The organism is Rhodococcus sp. AC861, assembly GCF_979256035.1.
On record NZ_CEEDMW010000001.1, the window covers coordinates 779,246 to 796,156 of the forward strand.

Here is a 16,911-nt window from a genome sequence, read left to right on the forward strand (position 1 = left end):
GGGTCGCTCAGGCGGTCTCCGCCATCAGTTCGACGTTCTCGGGGGAGAGACGCTGGGCATCGTCGGCGAATCCGGATGCGGTTTATCCACGACCGGCCGCGCAGTCCTGCGCTTGGACCGCGTCACGTCGGGAACCATCCGTTTCCCGGGCGAGCACATCGAAGCTGTCGGCGAACGTCGGATGCGAGAACTGCGACGCGACATGCAGATGATTTTCCAAGACCCGGTCGCATCTCTCAACCCGCGGCGCGCGGTCAGGGATCTGGTAGTCGAAGGGTTGGCGGTTGCAGGCGCATCGAAGGAGGAGCGTCGGGAGAGATCGACTGCAGTGCTCGATCAAGTGGGCCTCGGGGAAGACAGATTTGCCGAGATGTTGCCCCGCCAGCTGTCGGGTGGGCAGGCACAGAGGGTCGCCATCGGCCGCGCTTTGGCCCTGGAACCCGGGCTGCTGTCTGCGACGAGCCGGTGTCCGCGCTCGATGTTTCCGTCCAGGCCCAGATCTTGAACATCCTCGAAGCTCTGAAGCGGAACTGGACCTCACCATCGTGTTCATCGCCCACGATCTAGGCGTGGCGAGGGCTGTCAGTGACGACGTCATGGTGATGTATCTCGGCAAGGTCTGTGAGTTCGGTAATGCTGTCGAGGTGTACGACGGTCCGGCCTATCCGTACACCCGCGCATTGCTCGATTCCGTCCCACTGACCGATTCCGAGGAGGGTTTCGCCGGCCCGGCGCTGGAGGGCGATGTTCCGTGGGCACTGTCACCGCTGCCCGGCTGCAGGTTTCAGACGCGGTGTCCGAAGGTCGAAATCGCTGCAAGACCGAAGAACCCGTGATGAGGGAAGTAGAATCCGGTCACTACGTCCCGTGTCATTTCCCGCTCACGCCGACACCGGTTCCGTCGCCTGAGTAGTCTCTCGCACGTACCGGAGCCATCGCCGAGTTCACCCCGACGTGGTCAGTGATCAGCGTTGTCGTACATGACCGCACCGGCGATGATCGTCGTCCGCACCAGTTCCCGCGACAACTCGTCCAGGACCGTGCTCGGGGGTGCTTTCAGGATGCACAGGTCTGCCGGTCGGCCGACCTCCAGACGCCGAGGTATGTGCGGACTGGGTCCGCTTCCCGTGAACAACGCCAAAGCCTCTGCCGCGCCGATGGATTCGGACGGCGAAATCGATCGTCCCGACGGCAATGTTCGATCGACTGCGGCTCTGATGCTGCGCCAGGGATCGATGTTGCCGAACGGGGAGTCGGTGCTCGACGCCAGCGGAATACCGGCGCGAATCAACGAACCGACCCGCCAGATGCGATGGTGTTCCTCCGGGTGGATGTCCGCGAGATACTGGTCTCCGCGTTCTGCTACGAAGTTGGGCTGAGTTACGACGACGACCCCGAGAGCTCGTAACTGGTCGACTATGTCGTTCGGGACCATGGCGGCGTGTTCGATTCGGTCACCCTCGCGAACACCGGTTTCCGTCAAAGCGGTGGTCGTCAAAACCAGCTGAGCGACCGTGACGCAATGAATCGCTACCGATTGTCCACCGGAATGTACGCCGTCGATCCATCCCACAAGTTCGTCCAAGTTCAGATGTTCGTCGTCGAGTATTTTCTTGACCGCTCCGAATGTGAATTCGTGCGGTCGGCCGTCGTCCCGCGCCAGGACGTGAAGTCTCTGCTGAAGACGTCCTGCATGAATCTCGGTGTCGAAGTAGTCGAGGTCCGATCGACTCGCGTCCGGCGTGGCATCAGTACATCCGGTGACACCGAACGACGTCAGCGTTTCACTGACGTTGTGCAATGTGCTGTGGTGGTCTGGCGACAGTCGCCGCAGGGCCGAGTCGAGCCGAAACAACCTGCCATCCGATCGCTCGTCAAAGTCGAGTGCACGGAGAGCCGGGGAGTTGAGGAACCACATGGCACCGCTGCGATGCTGTATCCGTATCGGCACATCCGACCGAAGCCGGTCGAGCACGGACCGATTCAGGTGACCGGCCATGGAATCGTGGTACCCGATCACCCGGACCCACCCGTCCGCGCCGATCGGCGCTGTACGCACCGCCTCCTCGAACCTCGAGCCGGGCGCAGTCGACAGAACGCTCAGGTCGACGGACTCGAACGCGGCGGCCGTGGCCCTGAGATGGAGGTGGTGGTCATGCAGACCGGGAACGATCGTGCCCCCGCGCGCATCGATGACCTCATCGTTTTCCGCGGGGTCGATTCGGCGAGATCGCCGTTCGATACGTCCCCCTCGCAACCGTAGAGAAAGGGGGCCATCGGTGAGCGTTCTCCCGTTGACGACCAGAACACTGGGTGCGTTGTCGGGCGGTACCCCATCACGCCGCAGGGTCGTAGGAATCCCGTTGTGCATGCTATCGACTGTAGTTCCGGCTGCACAGAGCATACTACTGGGTGTGAGATCGGCGAGAGGGCGCGGAGTGGCAGGTTCCAGCGATGTGGCCGGTAGCGAGGGGCACCGATTGCGGGAGGTTCGTGAAGGAGCGGCGAAGCTGTTCGTGGAGCGGGGCTACGCGGCCACGACGATGAGCCACATCGCGGGGGAGCTGGGTGTCCTACCCGGTAGTCTGTATCACCATTTCGATTCCAAGGAAGATATTGCGGTCGCTGTTCTCGAGCGTTTTGCGAGCGATCTGGATGGCCTCGGGACGACGCTGCGGAACAGCTTCTCCGATGTGGACGCGATCGACTCCTTGCGTGAACTCGTGACCGGGGTGGTGAGCGTGAGTCTGGAGAACGGGGCCGCCGTTCGATTGCGGGCATTCGAGCCGCCTACCGTTGCATCGAGTCGGTTCGTCGATGCCCGCAGTTTCGACATCACGGTCTTGGATCGGCTGTGGAAGCGCGCCGTGGACAACCTGGCTGAGAACAAGCCGGCCCGCAGACGTGAATCGGGCCTGCTGCGGTTCGCGCTCACTACCATGTCGGTGGACGCCGGCGCTCATTTTCCCGGTCGTCGGGATGCCCGCCCACTTGCCGACAACCTGTGCGCGTTGACGATGCACGGCTTGGCAACGAACTGCCCGCCCGACGACGAGTTGAACCGTTCTGCGGCCGTTCTCGCGGCCAAACAGGCGGTGGCTTCGTGGCCCGAGCCCGAGTCCCTCGACGACGTCGACATCAAGGCGCGAATCGTGACGGCCGCCCGAGGTGAGTTCGCTCGACGGGGATACCACGCAACGACTATCAGGAACGTTGCCGACGCCGCCGGAGTCCGGATGCCGACCCTGTATCGCCGGTTCGACTCCAAGGAGGCAATTCTGGTCGATACCGTCGAAACCTTCACAGCCGCTATCAAGTCTGCTGTCCAGACGGCGCTCACGACAGGAACGTCACCTGTCGAGAGCCTCGATGCGCTGGGTCTGGTGTCCTTGCACGCGCGCCGACGATTTCGGCAGGAAACGGATATTTTGCGTTTTGCGCCTCCAACGGATTCTAAGAATGGACCTCTGACGGCGTATTCCGCGGAGACACAGAAGCGCCTCGAACTTGTGCAAAGGGTGGTGGCAGCGGGTCAGGCCGATGGATCGATCAGGAACTTCGCCGGGCCGCGTGCCGTCGCGCCCCATGTTCGATACGCGCACTGGGTTTGCTATGAGGGCTACGCGCGCACATCGGTCCAGCGTTCCCACAGCTTCTTGCGGAACGTCGTGCTACGGGGTTTCCTCAACCTCTAGGTGAGTTCGTCCGGCAGTCTGAAAGCGGCCGGGTGATCGAGACGGGGACCGGTCTCAGTTCACGCGATCGATCAGTCCCCACGCCGCTGCGGTGGCCGCATCGATTCGGCTCCCACTGATAACGAGGTAGGCCGTACGCCACCGACCGATTCGGCGCGAGACGCTCACGGTGCCGCCCGCCCCGGGGATCAATCCTAGATCGAGCTCGGGCAGACCGAACACACTGTCGGAGTGAGCCTCGATGTCGGTGCAGAATGCAGCCATCTCCAGACCGCTACCGAGGACAGCCCCGTGTACGCGTGCCGAGAGCCCTCCGGGCAGCGAGTTCGCCAACGAGTCCAGTGCGAGCGCGGGGCTGTGGTCCATGCGCGCAGCATGCGCACTCCCCGGGTCCTCGAACAATCCGAACTCGGCGAGATCACCACCGCTGCTGAAGGACGGGCCGGCCCCGGACAGGTGAACAGCTCGTATATCGGCGTCCAGGAGTGCGACCGACAATGCATCGAGAAGTTCTGCACGGAGCACGTCGCTGAACGCGTTGTGTCGGTCAGGCTGGTTCAAGGTGATCGCCAGTCGGTCGCCGTCACGATCCAGCAGCACGCAACCCGTCCCGCTTCGACGTCTTTGCGGCTTCTGTGTCGCCAACCAGTGCTCGAATTCGACGCCGGCTTGAAGAGTCGAGTAGCCGAGTGACTCGAGGATCAGGCCTGCGGACGTTTCGGAGTAGGTGGACCGTAGAACATCGGACAGCACCCGTGCCGACGTCGGATGGTCCGACAACCGACGACGGCAGTCGTCCACCACCGCAGCAATGTCATCTACGCGGATGAATCTCGGATCGTCGCTTTCTGCGACCGTGAGGCTGAAATCTGCACGATCGAGCCATGGTTCCCCCGCAGTCGACACCGAGCCGGAGCTGGAGATGCCGATGACACACGACGGACTTCGAACATGTTCCGGCCGGGGCAGATCGGTACGGTCGAGTGCGACGATCAGGGCCGGATCGGACATGAGGGTGATCCTCGCAGAGGGTCGTCGGACACGGTGCGGTTCACGACGTATCGAATAAAATATCAGAACATTGAACCAAGTTTCACTTGTGTGAACTGCATCTCGCATCTACGCTCGGCTAACTTGCAAGTTGCCCTCGATGCCCGACCCCGGGCGGTACGGAGCGCAGTATGAAACTCGGTCTACACCTCAACGACTACTCACATCTGGGTCCGCCCGATGCGATGGGCCCCGCGCTCGTCCACATCGCCAAGACGGCGGAGGACGTGGGCTTCGAACGGTTGAGCATCACCGATCATCTTTGGCAGATCAGCCTGATCGGTGAAGAGAACGAACCGATGCTCGAGGCCTACACGGTCCTTGCGTTTCTCGCAGGGAGCACCTCGAAGATCGAGCTGCAGACGTTGGTCACCGCCGCAACGTATCGAGCCCCCGGTTTGCTCGCGAAAATCGTCACAACCCTCGATGTGTTGTCGGGCGGACGCGCCTGGTTGGGCATCGGGACCGGGTGGAACGAGCAGGAGGCAACGGGCCTCGGACTGCCGTTCGATGATCACGACGGAAGGTTTCGTCGACTCGAGGAGACCCTGAAGATCGTCCTTCAGATGTGGAGCTCCAGTGAGGACAAGTACGTGACCGAGAATTACCAGCTCGGTCAGACGCTCAATGTGCCCGCGCCGGTGTCGAGTCCGCGCCCCCGCATTCTGCTCGGCGGCGGTGGCGAACTCAGAACCTTGAAGCTCGTTGCGAAGTATGCCGACGCGATGAACGTGTGGGGCGGGGAAGAAGCGGCACAGAAGATCACGCGCTTGAACGAGCGTTGCGAAGAGATCGGTCGCGACCCCTCCGAAATCGAGAAAACTGCACTGGTCAACTTCGATATCGAGAACGACGGCGGGGTCGACGCGTTGCTCGGCGATCTACGTCGACTGCACGACTTGGGGTTCACGACCGTCTACGGCGCGGTTCCCGACCTCGGTGGTCCGGAACCATTGGAGTTGCTCGGATCCAAGGTCATTTCCGAGGTCGGTTCTTGGTAGTTCCGGACCGATCGTCACAGAGCCTCGACAGCGCCCAGCATTCACAGATCGACCGAAAGGAACAGCAATGAAGATTGAAGACATGATCATGCTGAGTATCGACGATCACGTCGTCGAACCCCCGGACATGTTCAAGAACCACGTCCCGGCAAAATGGAAAGATCAGGCGCCCAAGAGCATCGTCGACGAAAACGGTTACGAGCGTTGGTGGTTCCAAGGTAACTCGATGGGGACCATCGGGCTCAATGCCGTCGTCGGGTGGCCGAACGAAGAGTGGGGTTTGAACCCTTCCACCTTCGCTGAAATGCGTCCGGGTGCCTACGACATCCATCAGCGGATCCGTGACATGAACCGCAACGGCATCGTCAGTTCCATGTGCTTCCCTTCGTTCGCCGGCTTCAGCGCTCGCTACTTCCAGGAGGCGAAGAACAAGGACATGGCGTTGATCATGCTCAAGGCATACAACGACTGGCACATCGACGAATGGTGCACGGCGTACCCGGGTCGAATGATCCCGTGCGCGATCATTCCGGTGTGGGACCAAGAGGCCATGGTCGAAGAGGTCAAGCGCGTCGCGGCCAAGGGCGTCAAGGCCGTGACGATGCCGGAACTGCCCCATCTGCAGGGTCTGCCCAGCTACCACGATCTCGAGTACTGGGGCCCGTTCCTCCAGACCATCTCCGACCTGCACATCGTGATGTGCCTGCATATCGGGCAAGGCTTCGGCGCGATCAACGGTGCTCCGGAGGCGCCGTTGGACAACATGATCATTCTGGCGACCCAGGTGTCGACGTTCGCGGCTCAGGACCTGCTGTGGGGCGGTGCGATGCACAAGTACCCGGATCTGAAGATCGCCTGGTCCGAGGCGGGCATCGGGTGGATTCCCTTCTACCTGGACCGGTGCGACAGGCACTACACGAACCAGAGGTGGCTCGGCCACGATTTCGGCGGCAAACTTCCCAGCGAAATTTTCAAGGAGCATTCCCTGGCGTGCTACGTCACGGATCCGACGGCGCTGAAGGTTCGTCACGATATCGGGCTGGACATCATCGCGTGGGAGTGCGACTACCCGCACTCGGACGCGATCTGGCCCAACGCGCCGGAATTCGTCAACGCCGAGATGTCCAATGTCGGCATTCCGGACGACGAAATGAACAAGATCCTCTGGCAGAACACCTGCAGATTCTTCGACATCGATCCGTTCAAACACATTTCGAAGGCGGATGCGACGGTGGGCGCGCTCCGGGCATCGACACCCGACGTGGACACGACCATTCGGTCGAAGCACGAGTGGCGGAAGCTCTACGATCTGGCACACACCAGCTGATCGGAGACGAACACAGTTCTACGGCAAGCCAACCAAGGTCCCGCGCAGCTATCGGCTGCGCGGGACTTGCTTGTTCGGTGACTCAATGGGAGAGGCGAGGATGACTCGCATATCGGGGCGATCGCGATTGCTTAATTCGAGCACGTGGTTTAATTTAAATTAGGTGCTTGATCGGCCGTTGGATCTGATATCTCATTATGCGAGGAGCGCCCCATGAACGTGACGGATGGTTCTGCCGCCGCTGCCGAGGCACCGGCAACCGGGAGAGTCGTCGCCGTCCTCGCCTTCGCGGGGATCGTGGTGTCGTTGATGCAGACCCTGCTGATTCCGGTGATCCCCGAGCTGCCGAGACTGCTGAACGCAACCGCTGCGGATACGGTGTGGGTAATCACCGCCACGCTGCTTGCGGGCGCAGTAGCCGTGCCGACCATGGGCCGGTTGGGGGACATGTTCGGGAAGCGGTTGATGTTGCTGACGGGGCTGGGCCTCCTGGTCGTCGGCTCCATTGTCGGTGCCATGAGCGACAGCTTGATCCCGATGATCGTCGGCCGCTCACTTCAAGGGTTCGCGGCGGGCGTGATTCCGCTCGGCATCAGCGTGATGCGCGACGTCCTCCCCGATCGCAAACTGCCCGGCTCGGTCGCGCTGATGAGCGCATCGCTCGGTGTGGGCGGTGCGCTGGGCCTTCCCGTGGCAGCAGTGATATCCCAGTACTCGGACTGGCACGTATTGTTCTGGACCGCGGCTGTTCTCGGAACCATTGTCGCCTTCTTGGTCGTCAAGATCGTGCCCGAATCGGAGGTGCGGTCGGGGGGTAAGTTCGACTTCGTCGGTGCACTGTCGCTGTCCGCCGCGTTGCTCGGACTGCTGCTCGCCATTTCCAAGGGGGCCGCCTGGGGTTGGTCGAGTTCGGCAACCCTGATCTCCTTCGCGACCGCCGCCGTCGCCTTCTGGCTGTGGGGCTGGTGGGAGTTGCGTGTGGCGCGGCCGCTGGTCGATCTGCGCGTAACTGTGGGACGGCAGGTCCTCTTCACCAACCTCGCATCGATCGTGTTCGGTTTCGCTATGTTCGCGCAGAGCCTGGTCTTTCCGCAGGTACTTCAGCTCCCGGATTCGAATGGATTCGGGCTGGGGCAATCGATGTTGGTCGCGGGCCTCGTCATGGCGCCGTCCGGCGTGGTGATGATGTTGTTCGCTCCGATCTCGTCCAGGATCACGACGACGGTGGGGCCAAAGATCACCCTCATGTCGGGGGCAGTCGTTGTTGCCATCGGATACGGCGGTGGGATTTTCATGATGAGTCAGGTGTGGCAATTAGCCATCGTGTCGATGGTGATCGGTGCGGGAACCGGCCTGTCGTACGGCGCAATGCCCGCTTTGATAATGGGCGCTGTGCCGGCTTCCGAGACTGCTGCGGCGAACGGCTTCAACACGCTGATGCGTTCTATCGGTACGTCTTTTGCGAGTGCTGTGGCCGGTGTCATCCTTTCCCAGATGAGCGTTGGGGCCGGCTCGGTCTCGATGCCGTCCGAGGGTGCGTTCAAGGTGGTGATGGGTATCGCGGCAGGCGCGGCAGTCGTCGCATTCGTACTGACCTCTTTTCTTCCCAGCGCAAGAATCAGATCGGAGGAAGGGCGCGCGGTCCTCGCCGGCGCAGCGAACGAGGTCGGCACACCCCTGGTGGCACACCGCTGATCGGCACAGCCTCGATATTCCCGCTGTGCACAGCGTTGGGCGGCGGATCGATCTGTCGGACAGTCGAGGCGCACCGGGTGGGGCCGACCGGCTCCACCGTCAACCGTACGAGCGGCTCTCGAGGTGTCGATTATGGACGTGAAAGTCAAAACCGTGCGTTCGGTGGATACGCGTGAAGTCATACTTGCAGTCGCCGAGCAGCTCTACGCCGAGCGCGGCGTGTTCGCCGTGTCCAACCGCCAGGTGAGTGAGGCTGCCGGGCAGGGAAACAGTGCTGCCGTCGGTTATCATTTCGGGACGAAAACCGACCTCGTCCGAGCGATCGTTGCCAAGCATGCGATGAGGGTGGATGCGTTGCGAAGGTCGATGCTCACCACGATGTCCACCTCGAACGACCTTCGCGACTGGTTGTCATGCCTGGTCCGCCCTTCGACGGATCACCTTGCAGGATTGGGAAACCCGACGTGGTACGCCCGCTTCAGCGCGCAAATCTTGACCGACCCGACGCTCCGGTCGATCATGTACGAGGAGGCTCTGGCGTCGTCGGCTCTGAAGTCGACGGTGGCGGGTTTGGAAATGTGCTTACCCGACCTTCCGGCGGACGTACACGCAGCGCGGGGAGACATGGCGCGCACCTTGATGATCCATGTGATCGCAGATCGAGAACGGGCGTTCGCGCGCAGAAGTGCCAACGGGGAGAGCGCCGACTGGGGTGCTGTGAGCACAGATCTGATCGACTGTCTCTGCGGGCTGTGGCTGGCACCGGTGACACGCCAGTAATTGTCCGAACTAGCGTTCGTCGCTCTGAATTTCTTGTCATCGAGCGGGCCAAGAACTACCGTTGTCTCCTATGGACAGGGGATCGTCGAGGACGAGCGCGCGCAACACCCAGTTCGGACTCTATGTCCCGCAACTGAATATGACACCCGAACATTCTCTCGAGTGCGCACGACGGGCCGAGAAAGCCGGGTTCGATTCCTTCTGGTTGATGGATCATCTGTTCGCCCCCGCAGCCACCGAGGTCGACTCCCTGGAGAGCTGGACATTGCTTTCGGCGATTGCCGTATCGACGTCTACGATACGCATCGGCAACCTGGTCTCATGCAACCCGTTTCGTCATCCTTCGCTCCTCGCCAAGATGGCAGCGACCGTAGACCGGCTTTCCGACGGCAGGCTCGATCTGGGCATCGGATGGGGTTCCATCGAAGCCGAAATGTCGATGTTCGGCTTCGAGTACGGTTCGCGCCGGGCGCGTGCGCAGCAGCTCGCGGAGACGATCGACATTCTCAGGCTCATGTTCGCCGGCGAGCGATTCGACTACAGAGGCCAACACTTTCGGCTCGAGGGTGCATTCGGACGTCCGACCCCCGTCCAGGGGCACATTCCGATTCACATCGGCGGTGCCGGAACGTCGTTGACGATGCCGTTGGTGGAGCGGTATGCGGATTGGTGGAACTGTCCGGGCGCGTCACGTCCTCTGTTGGAGGAGTTGATGCCTCGTCGAGGCACGGCAAAGGTGTCGGCGCAATATGCCGTCGGGATCGTAACCGACGAAACGATGCGGGCCAAGGTGGCCGAACGCACCCTCCGTCGTCTACCCGAGTCGGGCTGGGGGCCCGCGATGATCGGGACTCCAGACGAGTTGGTCGAGATGTTCGATGCCGAAGGGGCACGTGGGGTGGATCTCTGTATCATTCGCACGCACGACCTGGCGGACCTCGATGCCATCGACGTCTTCGGCCGAGACGTCATACCCGGGGTTCGATGATCGGCGAGTTCTCACGCGGCCGGTAGATGTCCTCTGACCGGGGCAAAGTGCTTCTACTCGTCCTCCGGCTGATCTTGCGGCCGGGGCGCCTCCGTACCGTTTACGAACACTCGACTGCCACCTGCGCACTCGGCGCCGACGGCGACAACATTCGACAAACCATCGCGGAAAGTGTCCAACTCACGACCCGTCATCACTTCGGGTACTCGACGATCTGCATCACCACGGTGAACTTTTATTCATTTCGTTGCGATAGGGTTGGTGTTCCGGACGGAAGCGGGTCGGCTCCAGGTGTCCATAAGAGGTGAGACGTTGTCGGAGAACGAAAGAGAACAAGACAGCAAGACGCGGGTACTGGGGTACGGGAGCTACTTGCCGAGGCCGGGCGCTACTTTCGATCGGTCGAGGGCGGAGGCAGCGGTCCGAGAGCTGCTGGTTGCTGTGGGTGAGAATCCCGACCGAGACGGTCTGGCAGACACTCCTGGCCGCGTTGCACGTGCGTACCGCGAACAGTTCGAGGGCCTCTTCGTCGATCCGGACTCTGTACTGGACGCAACGTTCGACGAGGGGCACCGCGAGCTCGTACTGGTCCGAGACATACCGATGTTCTCGACCTGCGAACATCACTTGGTGTCCTTTCACGGAGTCGCTCACGTGGGATACATACCGGGTGTCAGCGGTAAAGTCACCGGGCTGTCGAAACTCGCACGCGTGGTGGACTTGTACTCCAAACGCCCACAGGTCCAAGAACGGTTGACAAGTCAGGTGGCCGATGCGGTCATGCGAAAGCTCGAACCCGACGGAGTGATCGTCGTAATCGAAGCAGTGCACCTGTGTATGTCCATGCGTGGTATCAGGAAGCCAGGCGCGAACACGGTGACATCGGCGGTCCGTGGTAGCTTTCGGTCGAACCCATCATCTCGCGCCGAGGCGCTCAGCTTGATTTTTCGTTGATCGTAGGCCGATACCTCAGGCTGGCTGAGCTCATCCGCGCGGCAGAGTGGACTCGGGTGGACGTCAGTGGCTATGGATGCAGTTCAGCGCAGGAATGTCCACTACCGGCGGTGGACTTCCAAGGACTTCTGTGGACGGAAACCGATCGCTTCACGTCGGTCGTCGGAGATTCGCGGCGTCAGATCGTGGTGGCGGATTGCGCGGTGTCGATGTGGGGAATCCCGAGCAGGTACCCCTGGGCGAGGGGCACTTCGAGGTGGCGCAGCATGTCGAGCTGCCCCGGCCGTTCGACACCTTCTGCGATGACCACGGCGTCCAGGCTTTCGGCCATCTGCCACAGGGAGTGGACGATGGTGGCCATCCTGGGGAGTCGATCGAGTGCGTCGGCGAGTACCGGTCCGAGTTTGACAATGTCGACGTCGAGCGCCGCGAGCATCGACAGGCTGGTGTCGGTGCTGCCGAAGCCGTCGAGGGCGATCCGCACGCCGAGGGCTTGCATCCTCGCGATGCCGCGGCGGACGTCGTCGTGATGCGGTGCGATGGCGTTCTCGGCGATTTCGAGGACCAGCTGGTGGGGTCGGAGGAGGCCGGTGTCGAACACGGAGCGCAGCGCGCTTCGAGGTGCGCAGTGTCGAGTTCGACAAGGAGAACGTTGACGTGGATGTTTCCAGGGTGCGGAGAGTCGCCGGCGCCGGGTGAGATGCGCCGACAGAACATCTCTCGACGCTTCGGAGGGATCGACGACGACGGCGGCGACGCGGACGTGATCATCGACTTCACCGGGGCAGCGGCGGCCCTGCAATCCGCACTCCACCGGCTCGACATCGGGGGCCGGTTCGTCCTGGCCGGATCGGTGACCCCCGGCCCGCCGATCTCCGTCGACCCCGAGGCTGTCGTCCGGAACTGGTGGGCCATCACCGGAGTGCACAACTACGAACCCCGTCACCTCTCGCAGGCTGTGGCGTTCCTCGACGCGACGGAGGGACGGTACCCGTGGGCCGAGGTAATCGACACTCCCGTGCCGCTGGCAGATCTCGCACGAGTGCTGGTGCCGACGCGCCCCGGCATCCTGCGGTCATCGGTGACTACACACGTGCGCTGACGTCAGGAGAAGGACCGGCACTACCCTCGGGCGGTGTTCGAGTCGATGTCATCGCGCTTCTCCGCCACAGCCGCGGCGGATGTCGAGACCAGGACGGTGAACGAGGTGCAACGTCGGACACGCTCTGTGCCTCGGCGATAATGGGGTCATGTCCCTGTCAGGTCGGTCTCCAGGTCGGCCACCCGTCGAGCTGGACCGAATCCTGTCGGCCGCGGTCGCACTTGTCGACGATGACGGGGTCGACGCGTTGACCATGAGGGGTCTTGCGAAGCGGTTGGGGTCCGGAACGGCGACGTTGTACCGGCATTTCGACAGTCGCGACGATCTGGTGGCGCAGGTGGTCGACTCTGTGATGGGCGAGGCCGTCACGTTGAGCGAGTCGGCCGAGGGTGACAGCTGGCAAGTGGCGCTGTCGGTGAGCGCGCGGGAGATGTTCGCGGTGTTGCGTCGTCATCCGAACATCGCACCGCTGATGCTCGAACGAATACCGGCAGGGCGGAACGCCGTACGCCTGCGTGAACGCTGTCTCGCCCGGTTGCTGCATGCAGGTTTCGAACCACCTCAGGCTGTGCGGGCATGGTCGAGTCTGGCTCGATTCGTGTTGGGCTTCGGTGTCCAGTCGTCGCGTCCCGGGGGTGTCGATCAGCGTCCCGATGTGTGGTCGACACTCGATCCCGAGGACTTTCCGGCATCGTCGGCCGTCGACGCCGAGGAAACGGTGAGCTTGGACGACGAGTTCGCCTTCGGTCTCCAATTGTTCGTCAGTGGGCTCGACACGCACGCGCGAACCTGGGGCATCGGGAACTAGCGTCCCAAGAGACTGCTGGGCGAGACAGACATCGATCACGCTGTGGTGCGGAGCATTCCGGTGACGGTACGCACCGAGGCAGGCAGCGTGGTCGGTCGATCGACTCGGACGATGCCGGCGATGTAGCCATCGGGCCGGATGAAGAGGGTGGTGGGTCCGTCGAGGCCGTAGGTTCTGCGGAAATTTCCGCGGGTGTCGGAAGCCTGATGGTCGGCGATCTGCCCTGGCGCGTCGATGGCGACGGTGTGGAGTGCGGCGCCTCGCCCGGGCCAGTCGAGAGCCGGGGACGTGCCCGTGGCGACGAGTCCGTAAGTGATGGCGGTGAAGTGTGTTCCGCGGAAGAAATCGAAGAGTCGTGCCGGGGTGCCGGCGACGTCGAGCACGGCATCGGGTGCTCGGTCGCCCACGGACAATGTGGAGGTGCGATCGGAGTCGGCGGGTGCGAGCGGACCGCCGTGGTAACTCACAGCCAGTTGATACTCGTCCTTGCCTCGTTTCAGGCTGGCCGGACTTGCCGAAGCGATACCGGCGTACTTCTGCGCCGAGATGCCGAGAACGGTGGCGGCGATGGGTTGCCGTTCGTCCTGATAGGTGTCCAAAAGCGCGTCGTCGGCACCGTCGAGGACTTGTGCGAGCTTCCACGCGAGGTTGTAGCTGTCCTGGACTCCGGTGTTGAGGCCTTGGGCGCCGGCGGGCGGGTGCACGTGTGCGGCGTCGCCCACAAGGAAGACCCGGTCCTGTCGATACGACTGCGCTATGCGGATGTTGGGTCGGAAGACGCTGCGCCACGCGATCCGGGTCAGGGTGATGTTCTTCTTGGTGCGCGTTCGAATGCGTGCGGTGATGTCCGCGGCGGTGGAAGGGGCTTCCTCGTCCGGGTCGAGTGTGACCATCCACTGCATGAGATCGCTGTCGGGTAATGGGCAGGCTCCGACGAATGCGCCGCCGAGAGGCCAGATGTGCCAACGGTTACGGGTGAGATCGCCGTCGACTTCGGCGTCGACGATGAGCATGCGGTCGGTCTCGTCGGTGGTGCCCTCGAACTCGATGCCGAGGGAGCGGCGGACGATGCTGGATCCGCCGTCTGCGCCGACCACATAGCGCGCGGAGACGGTCTCTTCGCCGTGTGGCGTCGCCAGGAAGACAGTCACCCTCGTGTCGTTCTGGGTGAGTGTGAGCACGTCGTGGTCGTAGTCGATGCGCCCGCCTAGGGCGGCGAGCCGGTCGTGCAGTACCTGGTCGGTGCGGAACTGTGGGATCAGCCAGGTGCTCGGGTAGGGCACGGCGTCGGTGGGTGTGTTGGTCTTGATCGACGCCCACGGCACCGTGATCGGGCCGGCGTGGATGCCCATTCGGGGGTAGGTCGATCCGCCGGAGTGGATCCCGGCGAGCAGGCCCATGTCCTCGAAGATTTCCTGTGTTCGGGGTTGTATACCCTTGGCCCTCGATCCGGGGAATCCGCCGGGGGCCTTGTCGACGACTCGGACGGTGAGTCCGCGGCGGATGAGCTCGATGGCCATGGTGGTTCCGGCGGGGCCGCCGCCGACGATCAGGACATCGAGAGTCGTGGCGGGGTGCTCGGTGTCGCACGGTGTGGTGTCGTTCATCGTGTGGTCCTCTCGTGGTCGATGGTGAGGAATGCGGAGATGATGTCGGCGGTGGTCTCCGGGCGTTCGTACGGGGCCATGTGGCCGCACATGTCGAGAGCCTCGACGGCGATGGGGCGCAGCAGATCCCGCGCGGTATCGAGCCCGGCGATCGGGGTGACGGTGTCGAGGGTTCCCCACGCCAGCAGTGTCGGGATGCCGAGGTCTCCGGTGAGTCGGAAGAGGTCGTGCCTGCCGGAGAGTGGATAGTTCTGCAGCGTGGAGAAGAACGAGTACATCGATCCCTCGTAGTGGTAGCAGTCCGCGATCATGCGGGTCAGGGGTTCGACGAGCATTTTGTCGGCGACATTGTGTTCGAGGTGACCGAGAAGTAGCCACCGTCCGAGCAGCTGGGCCACGGTTCTGGCGGCCGGGTCGAGTTGCAGTATTTTCTGCTGGAACGCGGTGTCGGTGGACAACCCTGCCGGTCCGAGCAGCGTGAGGGTGCGTACCGCGTCCGGACGGTGGAGGGAGAATGCCATCGCGATGAGGGCGCCCATCGAGGTGCTGACCAGGTGAACGGGCTCGTCGATCTGCAGATGGATGAGCAGATCCCGGAGTTGCCGGACGAACATCGCCTCGTCGTACCGTCCCTCGACTCGGTCGGAGTAGCCGCGTCCGTAGGCGCTGAAGGTGAGTGTGCGCAGTCCGCTCGCGTGCAGGTGCGGTAGCACGTGATCCCAATAGAAGAGGGGGATGGTCAGCCCGGGCACGCAGACGATGAGATCGCCGGCCGGGGGTCCGGTCAGTTCGTAGTGGGTATGTCCGTCCGGCAGTCGTGCGAAGTCTCCTCGTAGCGTGGCTCGTGCGGCGGCGTCGAGGCGGAGGTGCTCGTCGCGCGTGACGAAGAACTTCACCGGATCGACTCCTCGACGTCGATGTCGGTGTCGTTGCCCTGCTCGTCCGACCGGTCGAGGAACGTGGTGACCGCACGCAGCACCCACTCGGGATCCTCTTCCGGCAGGAGGTGCCCGCTCGTGGGGTTGATCCGTTCGCGGGCACCGGGAATGTCGACCGCGAATCGTTGTGGCATCGACGCGCTCGACAGGATGAGTGTGGGTGCGGTGATGGTGGCGAGTTCGTCGGTGCGGTCGGTCTGGTCGGTGTTGACGAAGTCCACGAATGCGGATTTGTTTCCCGGCCGCGACCACAAGCGGTGCACCCGGTCGATCATCGCGTCGTCGACGATGGTGGACAGTGGGCCCACTGCTTGTCGGAGATTCTTCTCGACCATGGTCCGTGGCAGCCACCGCCGCAGGAGTGGACGAATCCAGGGTTTGCGTGCGAGCTGCATGCCTCGGGGGAGCTCCTTGGAGGGGTACCCGGTGGCGTTGACCAGAATGAGCGCACGAACGAGGTTGGGTCGGTCCAGCGCTAGGTTCCACGCAACGTTTCCGCCGAGGGAGTTTCCGAGGACGACTGCCTGCTTGATCTCCAGGCCGTCCAGAGAGGCGGCGATCGTGCGCGCATAGGTGGTGATGCGGTAGTCCCGGTCCGGGCGTGGTCCGGTCATCCCGAAACCCGGGAGGTCGACCCGCACGACGTCGTAACGCCGAGCGAGCATGCGGGCGAGACGGTCGAAGTGTTCGAGTGACGACGTGGTTCCGTGCAGGAGCACGATCGTCGGCCCGGTACCGGATCGTCGGTACCGCAAACGGATTCCATCGGCGGTGTGGTGCAGGTCAACGCTGCTGCCTGTTTCGTAGCTCATAATGGATACAGCGTATCCGTTATGAGGCACTGCGCAAGCGGCTCCTTCAGTTTTGTGCGCCAGGATGATTTTGGATACGATGTGCTCGTAATCTGACCAACCGTATGCCGGCGATCGATCTGGATCGGTGGGCGGTATGTGTTCCGGACGCTGA

The 16,911-nt window shown here is 62.7% G+C and carries 17 protein-coding genes; 11 read left to right on the forward strand and 6 right to left on the reverse strand.

The features are described from left to right. Nucleotides 1-58 precede the first annotated feature (58 nt). Together AC0IX4_RS03745 and AC0IX4_RS03750 are read left to right on the forward strand one after the other, a co-directional pair. A complete protein-coding gene (locus AC0IX4_RS03745) occupies nt 59-505 on the forward strand; it encodes an ATP-binding cassette domain-containing protein (protein WP_471828342.1) in 447 nt (148 codons plus the stop codon). 64 nt (nt 506-569) lie between these two features. Next, nucleotides 570-836, forward strand: coding sequence for an oligopeptide/dipeptide ABC transporter ATP-binding protein (locus tag AC0IX4_RS03750; protein WP_471828103.1), 267 nt, complete (start codon nt 570-572; stop codon nt 834-836). A gap of 122 nt (nt 837-958) precedes the next feature. Here AC0IX4_RS03750 and AC0IX4_RS03755 read toward each other — a convergent pair whose 3' ends face one another. Then, complete coding sequence (locus tag AC0IX4_RS03755) at nt 959-2,404, reverse strand: amidohydrolase family protein (protein ID WP_471828104.1); 1,446 nt, start codon at nt 2,402-2,404, stop codon at nt 959-961. Between the two features lie 34 nt (nt 2,405-2,438). Here AC0IX4_RS03755 and AC0IX4_RS03760 point away from each other — a divergent pair, with 34 nt between their 5' ends. Further along, nucleotides 2,439-3,695, forward strand: a complete 1,257-nt coding sequence (locus AC0IX4_RS03760) for a TetR/AcrR family transcriptional regulator (RefSeq protein WP_471828105.1) — start codon at nt 2,439-2,441, stop codon at nt 3,693-3,695. A 54-nt stretch (nt 3,696-3,749) separates the two neighbouring features. Here the strand turns inward: AC0IX4_RS03760 and AC0IX4_RS03765 are convergent, their stop codons facing one another. Then, the gene (locus AC0IX4_RS03765; protein WP_471828343.1) at nt 3,750-4,691 is read right to left on the reverse strand and encodes an enoyl-CoA hydratase/isomerase family protein; all 942 of its coding nucleotides are present in this window, start codon (nt 4,689-4,691) and stop codon (nt 3,750-3,752) included. A gap of 185 nt (nt 4,692-4,876) precedes the next feature. Between AC0IX4_RS03765 and AC0IX4_RS03770 the strand changes: the two genes are divergently transcribed. The 6 genes from AC0IX4_RS03770 to folE all read left to right on the forward strand — a co-directional run bounded on the left by AC0IX4_RS03770 (nt 4,877) and on the right by folE (nt 11,490). Then, nucleotides 4,877-5,746, forward strand: coding sequence for a TIGR03560 family F420-dependent LLM class oxidoreductase (locus tag AC0IX4_RS03770; RefSeq protein WP_471828106.1), 870 nt, complete (start codon nt 4,877-4,879; stop codon nt 5,744-5,746). A 67-nt stretch (nt 5,747-5,813) separates the two neighbouring features. Next, complete coding sequence (locus tag AC0IX4_RS03775) at nt 5,814-7,073, forward strand: amidohydrolase family protein (protein ID WP_471828107.1); 1,260 nt, start codon at nt 5,814-5,816, stop codon at nt 7,071-7,073. A 213-nt stretch (nt 7,074-7,286) separates the two neighbouring features. Next, entirely contained in the window at nt 7,287-8,768 is a 1,482-nt protein-coding gene (locus tag AC0IX4_RS03780; protein ID WP_471828108.1) for an MFS transporter, read from the forward strand. Between the two features lie 132 nt (nt 8,769-8,900). Next, a complete protein-coding gene (locus AC0IX4_RS03785; protein WP_471828109.1) occupies nt 8,901-9,548 on the forward strand; it encodes a TetR/AcrR family transcriptional regulator in 648 nt (215 codons plus the stop codon). Nucleotides 9,549-9,618: 70 nt separating this feature from the next. After that, a complete protein-coding gene (locus AC0IX4_RS03790) occupies nt 9,619-10,536 on the forward strand; it encodes an LLM class flavin-dependent oxidoreductase (RefSeq protein ID WP_471828110.1) in 918 nt (305 codons plus the stop codon). 354 nt (nt 10,537-10,890) lie between these two features. Beyond that, the gene (folE, locus tag AC0IX4_RS03795; protein WP_471828344.1) at nt 10,891-11,490 is read left to right on the forward strand and encodes a GTP cyclohydrolase I FolE; all 600 of its coding nucleotides are present in this window, start codon (nt 10,891-10,893) and stop codon (nt 11,488-11,490) included. 178 nt (nt 11,491-11,668) lie between these two features. Here folE and AC0IX4_RS03800 read toward each other — a convergent pair whose 3' ends face one another. Beyond that, nucleotides 11,669-12,091 (reverse strand): EAL domain-containing protein, encoded by a 423-nt coding sequence (locus tag AC0IX4_RS03800; RefSeq protein ID WP_471828112.1) that lies wholly within the window; start codon nt 12,089-12,091, stop codon nt 11,669-11,671. A 51-nt stretch (nt 12,092-12,142) separates the two neighbouring features. On the opposite strand from AC0IX4_RS03800, the gene AC0IX4_RS03805 reads away from it, so the two are divergent. After that, nucleotides 12,143-12,592, forward strand: coding sequence for a zinc-binding dehydrogenase (locus tag AC0IX4_RS03805; protein WP_471828113.1), 450 nt, complete (start codon nt 12,143-12,145; stop codon nt 12,590-12,592). Nucleotides 12,593-12,740: 148 nt separating this feature from the next. Beyond that, complete coding sequence (locus AC0IX4_RS03810; protein ID WP_056071144.1) at nt 12,741-13,400, forward strand: TetR/AcrR family transcriptional regulator; 660 nt, start codon at nt 12,741-12,743, stop codon at nt 13,398-13,400. A gap of 35 nt (nt 13,401-13,435) precedes the next feature. Here the strand turns inward: AC0IX4_RS03810 and AC0IX4_RS03815 are convergent, their stop codons facing one another. Genes AC0IX4_RS03815 through AC0IX4_RS03825 form a run of 3 tightly spaced genes read right to left on the reverse strand, consistent with a single transcriptional unit; the run spans nt 13,436 to nt 16,757 of the window. Next, nucleotides 13,436-15,007 carry an FAD-dependent monooxygenase gene (locus AC0IX4_RS03815; protein WP_056071140.1) on the reverse strand — a complete coding sequence of 524 codons (1,572 nt, stop codon included), beginning with the start codon at nt 15,005-15,007 and terminating at the stop codon, nt 13,436-13,438. Next, the gene (locus AC0IX4_RS03820; protein ID WP_056071137.1) at nt 15,004-15,903 is read right to left on the reverse strand and encodes an alpha/beta fold hydrolase; all 900 of its coding nucleotides are present in this window, start codon (nt 15,901-15,903) and stop codon (nt 15,004-15,006) included. Before AC0IX4_RS03820 ends, AC0IX4_RS03815 begins: the two co-directional genes overlap by 4 nt. Continuing rightward, nucleotides 15,900-16,757: an alpha/beta fold hydrolase gene (locus tag AC0IX4_RS03825; protein ID WP_471828114.1), complete on the reverse strand. Its 858-nt coding sequence runs from the start codon at nt 16,755-16,757 to the stop codon at nt 15,900-15,902. Before AC0IX4_RS03825 ends, AC0IX4_RS03820 begins: the two co-directional genes overlap by 4 nt. Nucleotides 16,758-16,911 lie beyond the last annotated feature (154 nt).

Coding starts and splice junctions, on each gene's coding strand:
- AC0IX4_RS03755 (WP_471828104.1), bottom strand. CDS start 2,404: ATGCTCTGTGCAGCCGGAACTACAGTCGATAGCATGCACAACGGGATT.
- AC0IX4_RS03770 (WP_471828106.1), top strand. CDS start 4,877: ATGAAACTCGGTCTACACCTCAACGACTACTCACATCTGGGTCCGCCC.
- AC0IX4_RS03775 (WP_471828107.1), top strand. CDS start 5,814: ATGAAGATTGAAGACATGATCATGCTGAGTATCGACGATCACGTCGTC.
- AC0IX4_RS03780 (WP_471828108.1), top strand. CDS start 7,287: ATGAACGTGACGGATGGTTCTGCCGCCGCTGCCGAGGCACCGGCAACC.
- AC0IX4_RS03785 (WP_471828109.1), top strand. CDS start 8,901: ATGGACGTGAAAGTCAAAACCGTGCGTTCGGTGGATACGCGTGAAGTC.
- AC0IX4_RS03790 (WP_471828110.1), top strand. CDS start 9,619: ATGGACAGGGGATCGTCGAGGACGAGCGCGCGCAACACCCAGTTCGGA.
- AC0IX4_RS03810 (WP_056071144.1), top strand. CDS start 12,741: ATGTCCCTGTCAGGTCGGTCTCCAGGTCGGCCACCCGTCGAGCTGGAC.
- AC0IX4_RS03815 (WP_056071140.1), bottom strand. CDS start 15,007: ATGAACGACACCACACCGTGCGACACCGAGCACCCCGCCACGACTCTC.
- AC0IX4_RS03825 (WP_471828114.1), bottom strand. CDS start 16,757: ATGAGCTACGAAACAGGCAGCAGCGTTGACCTGCACCACACCGCCGAT.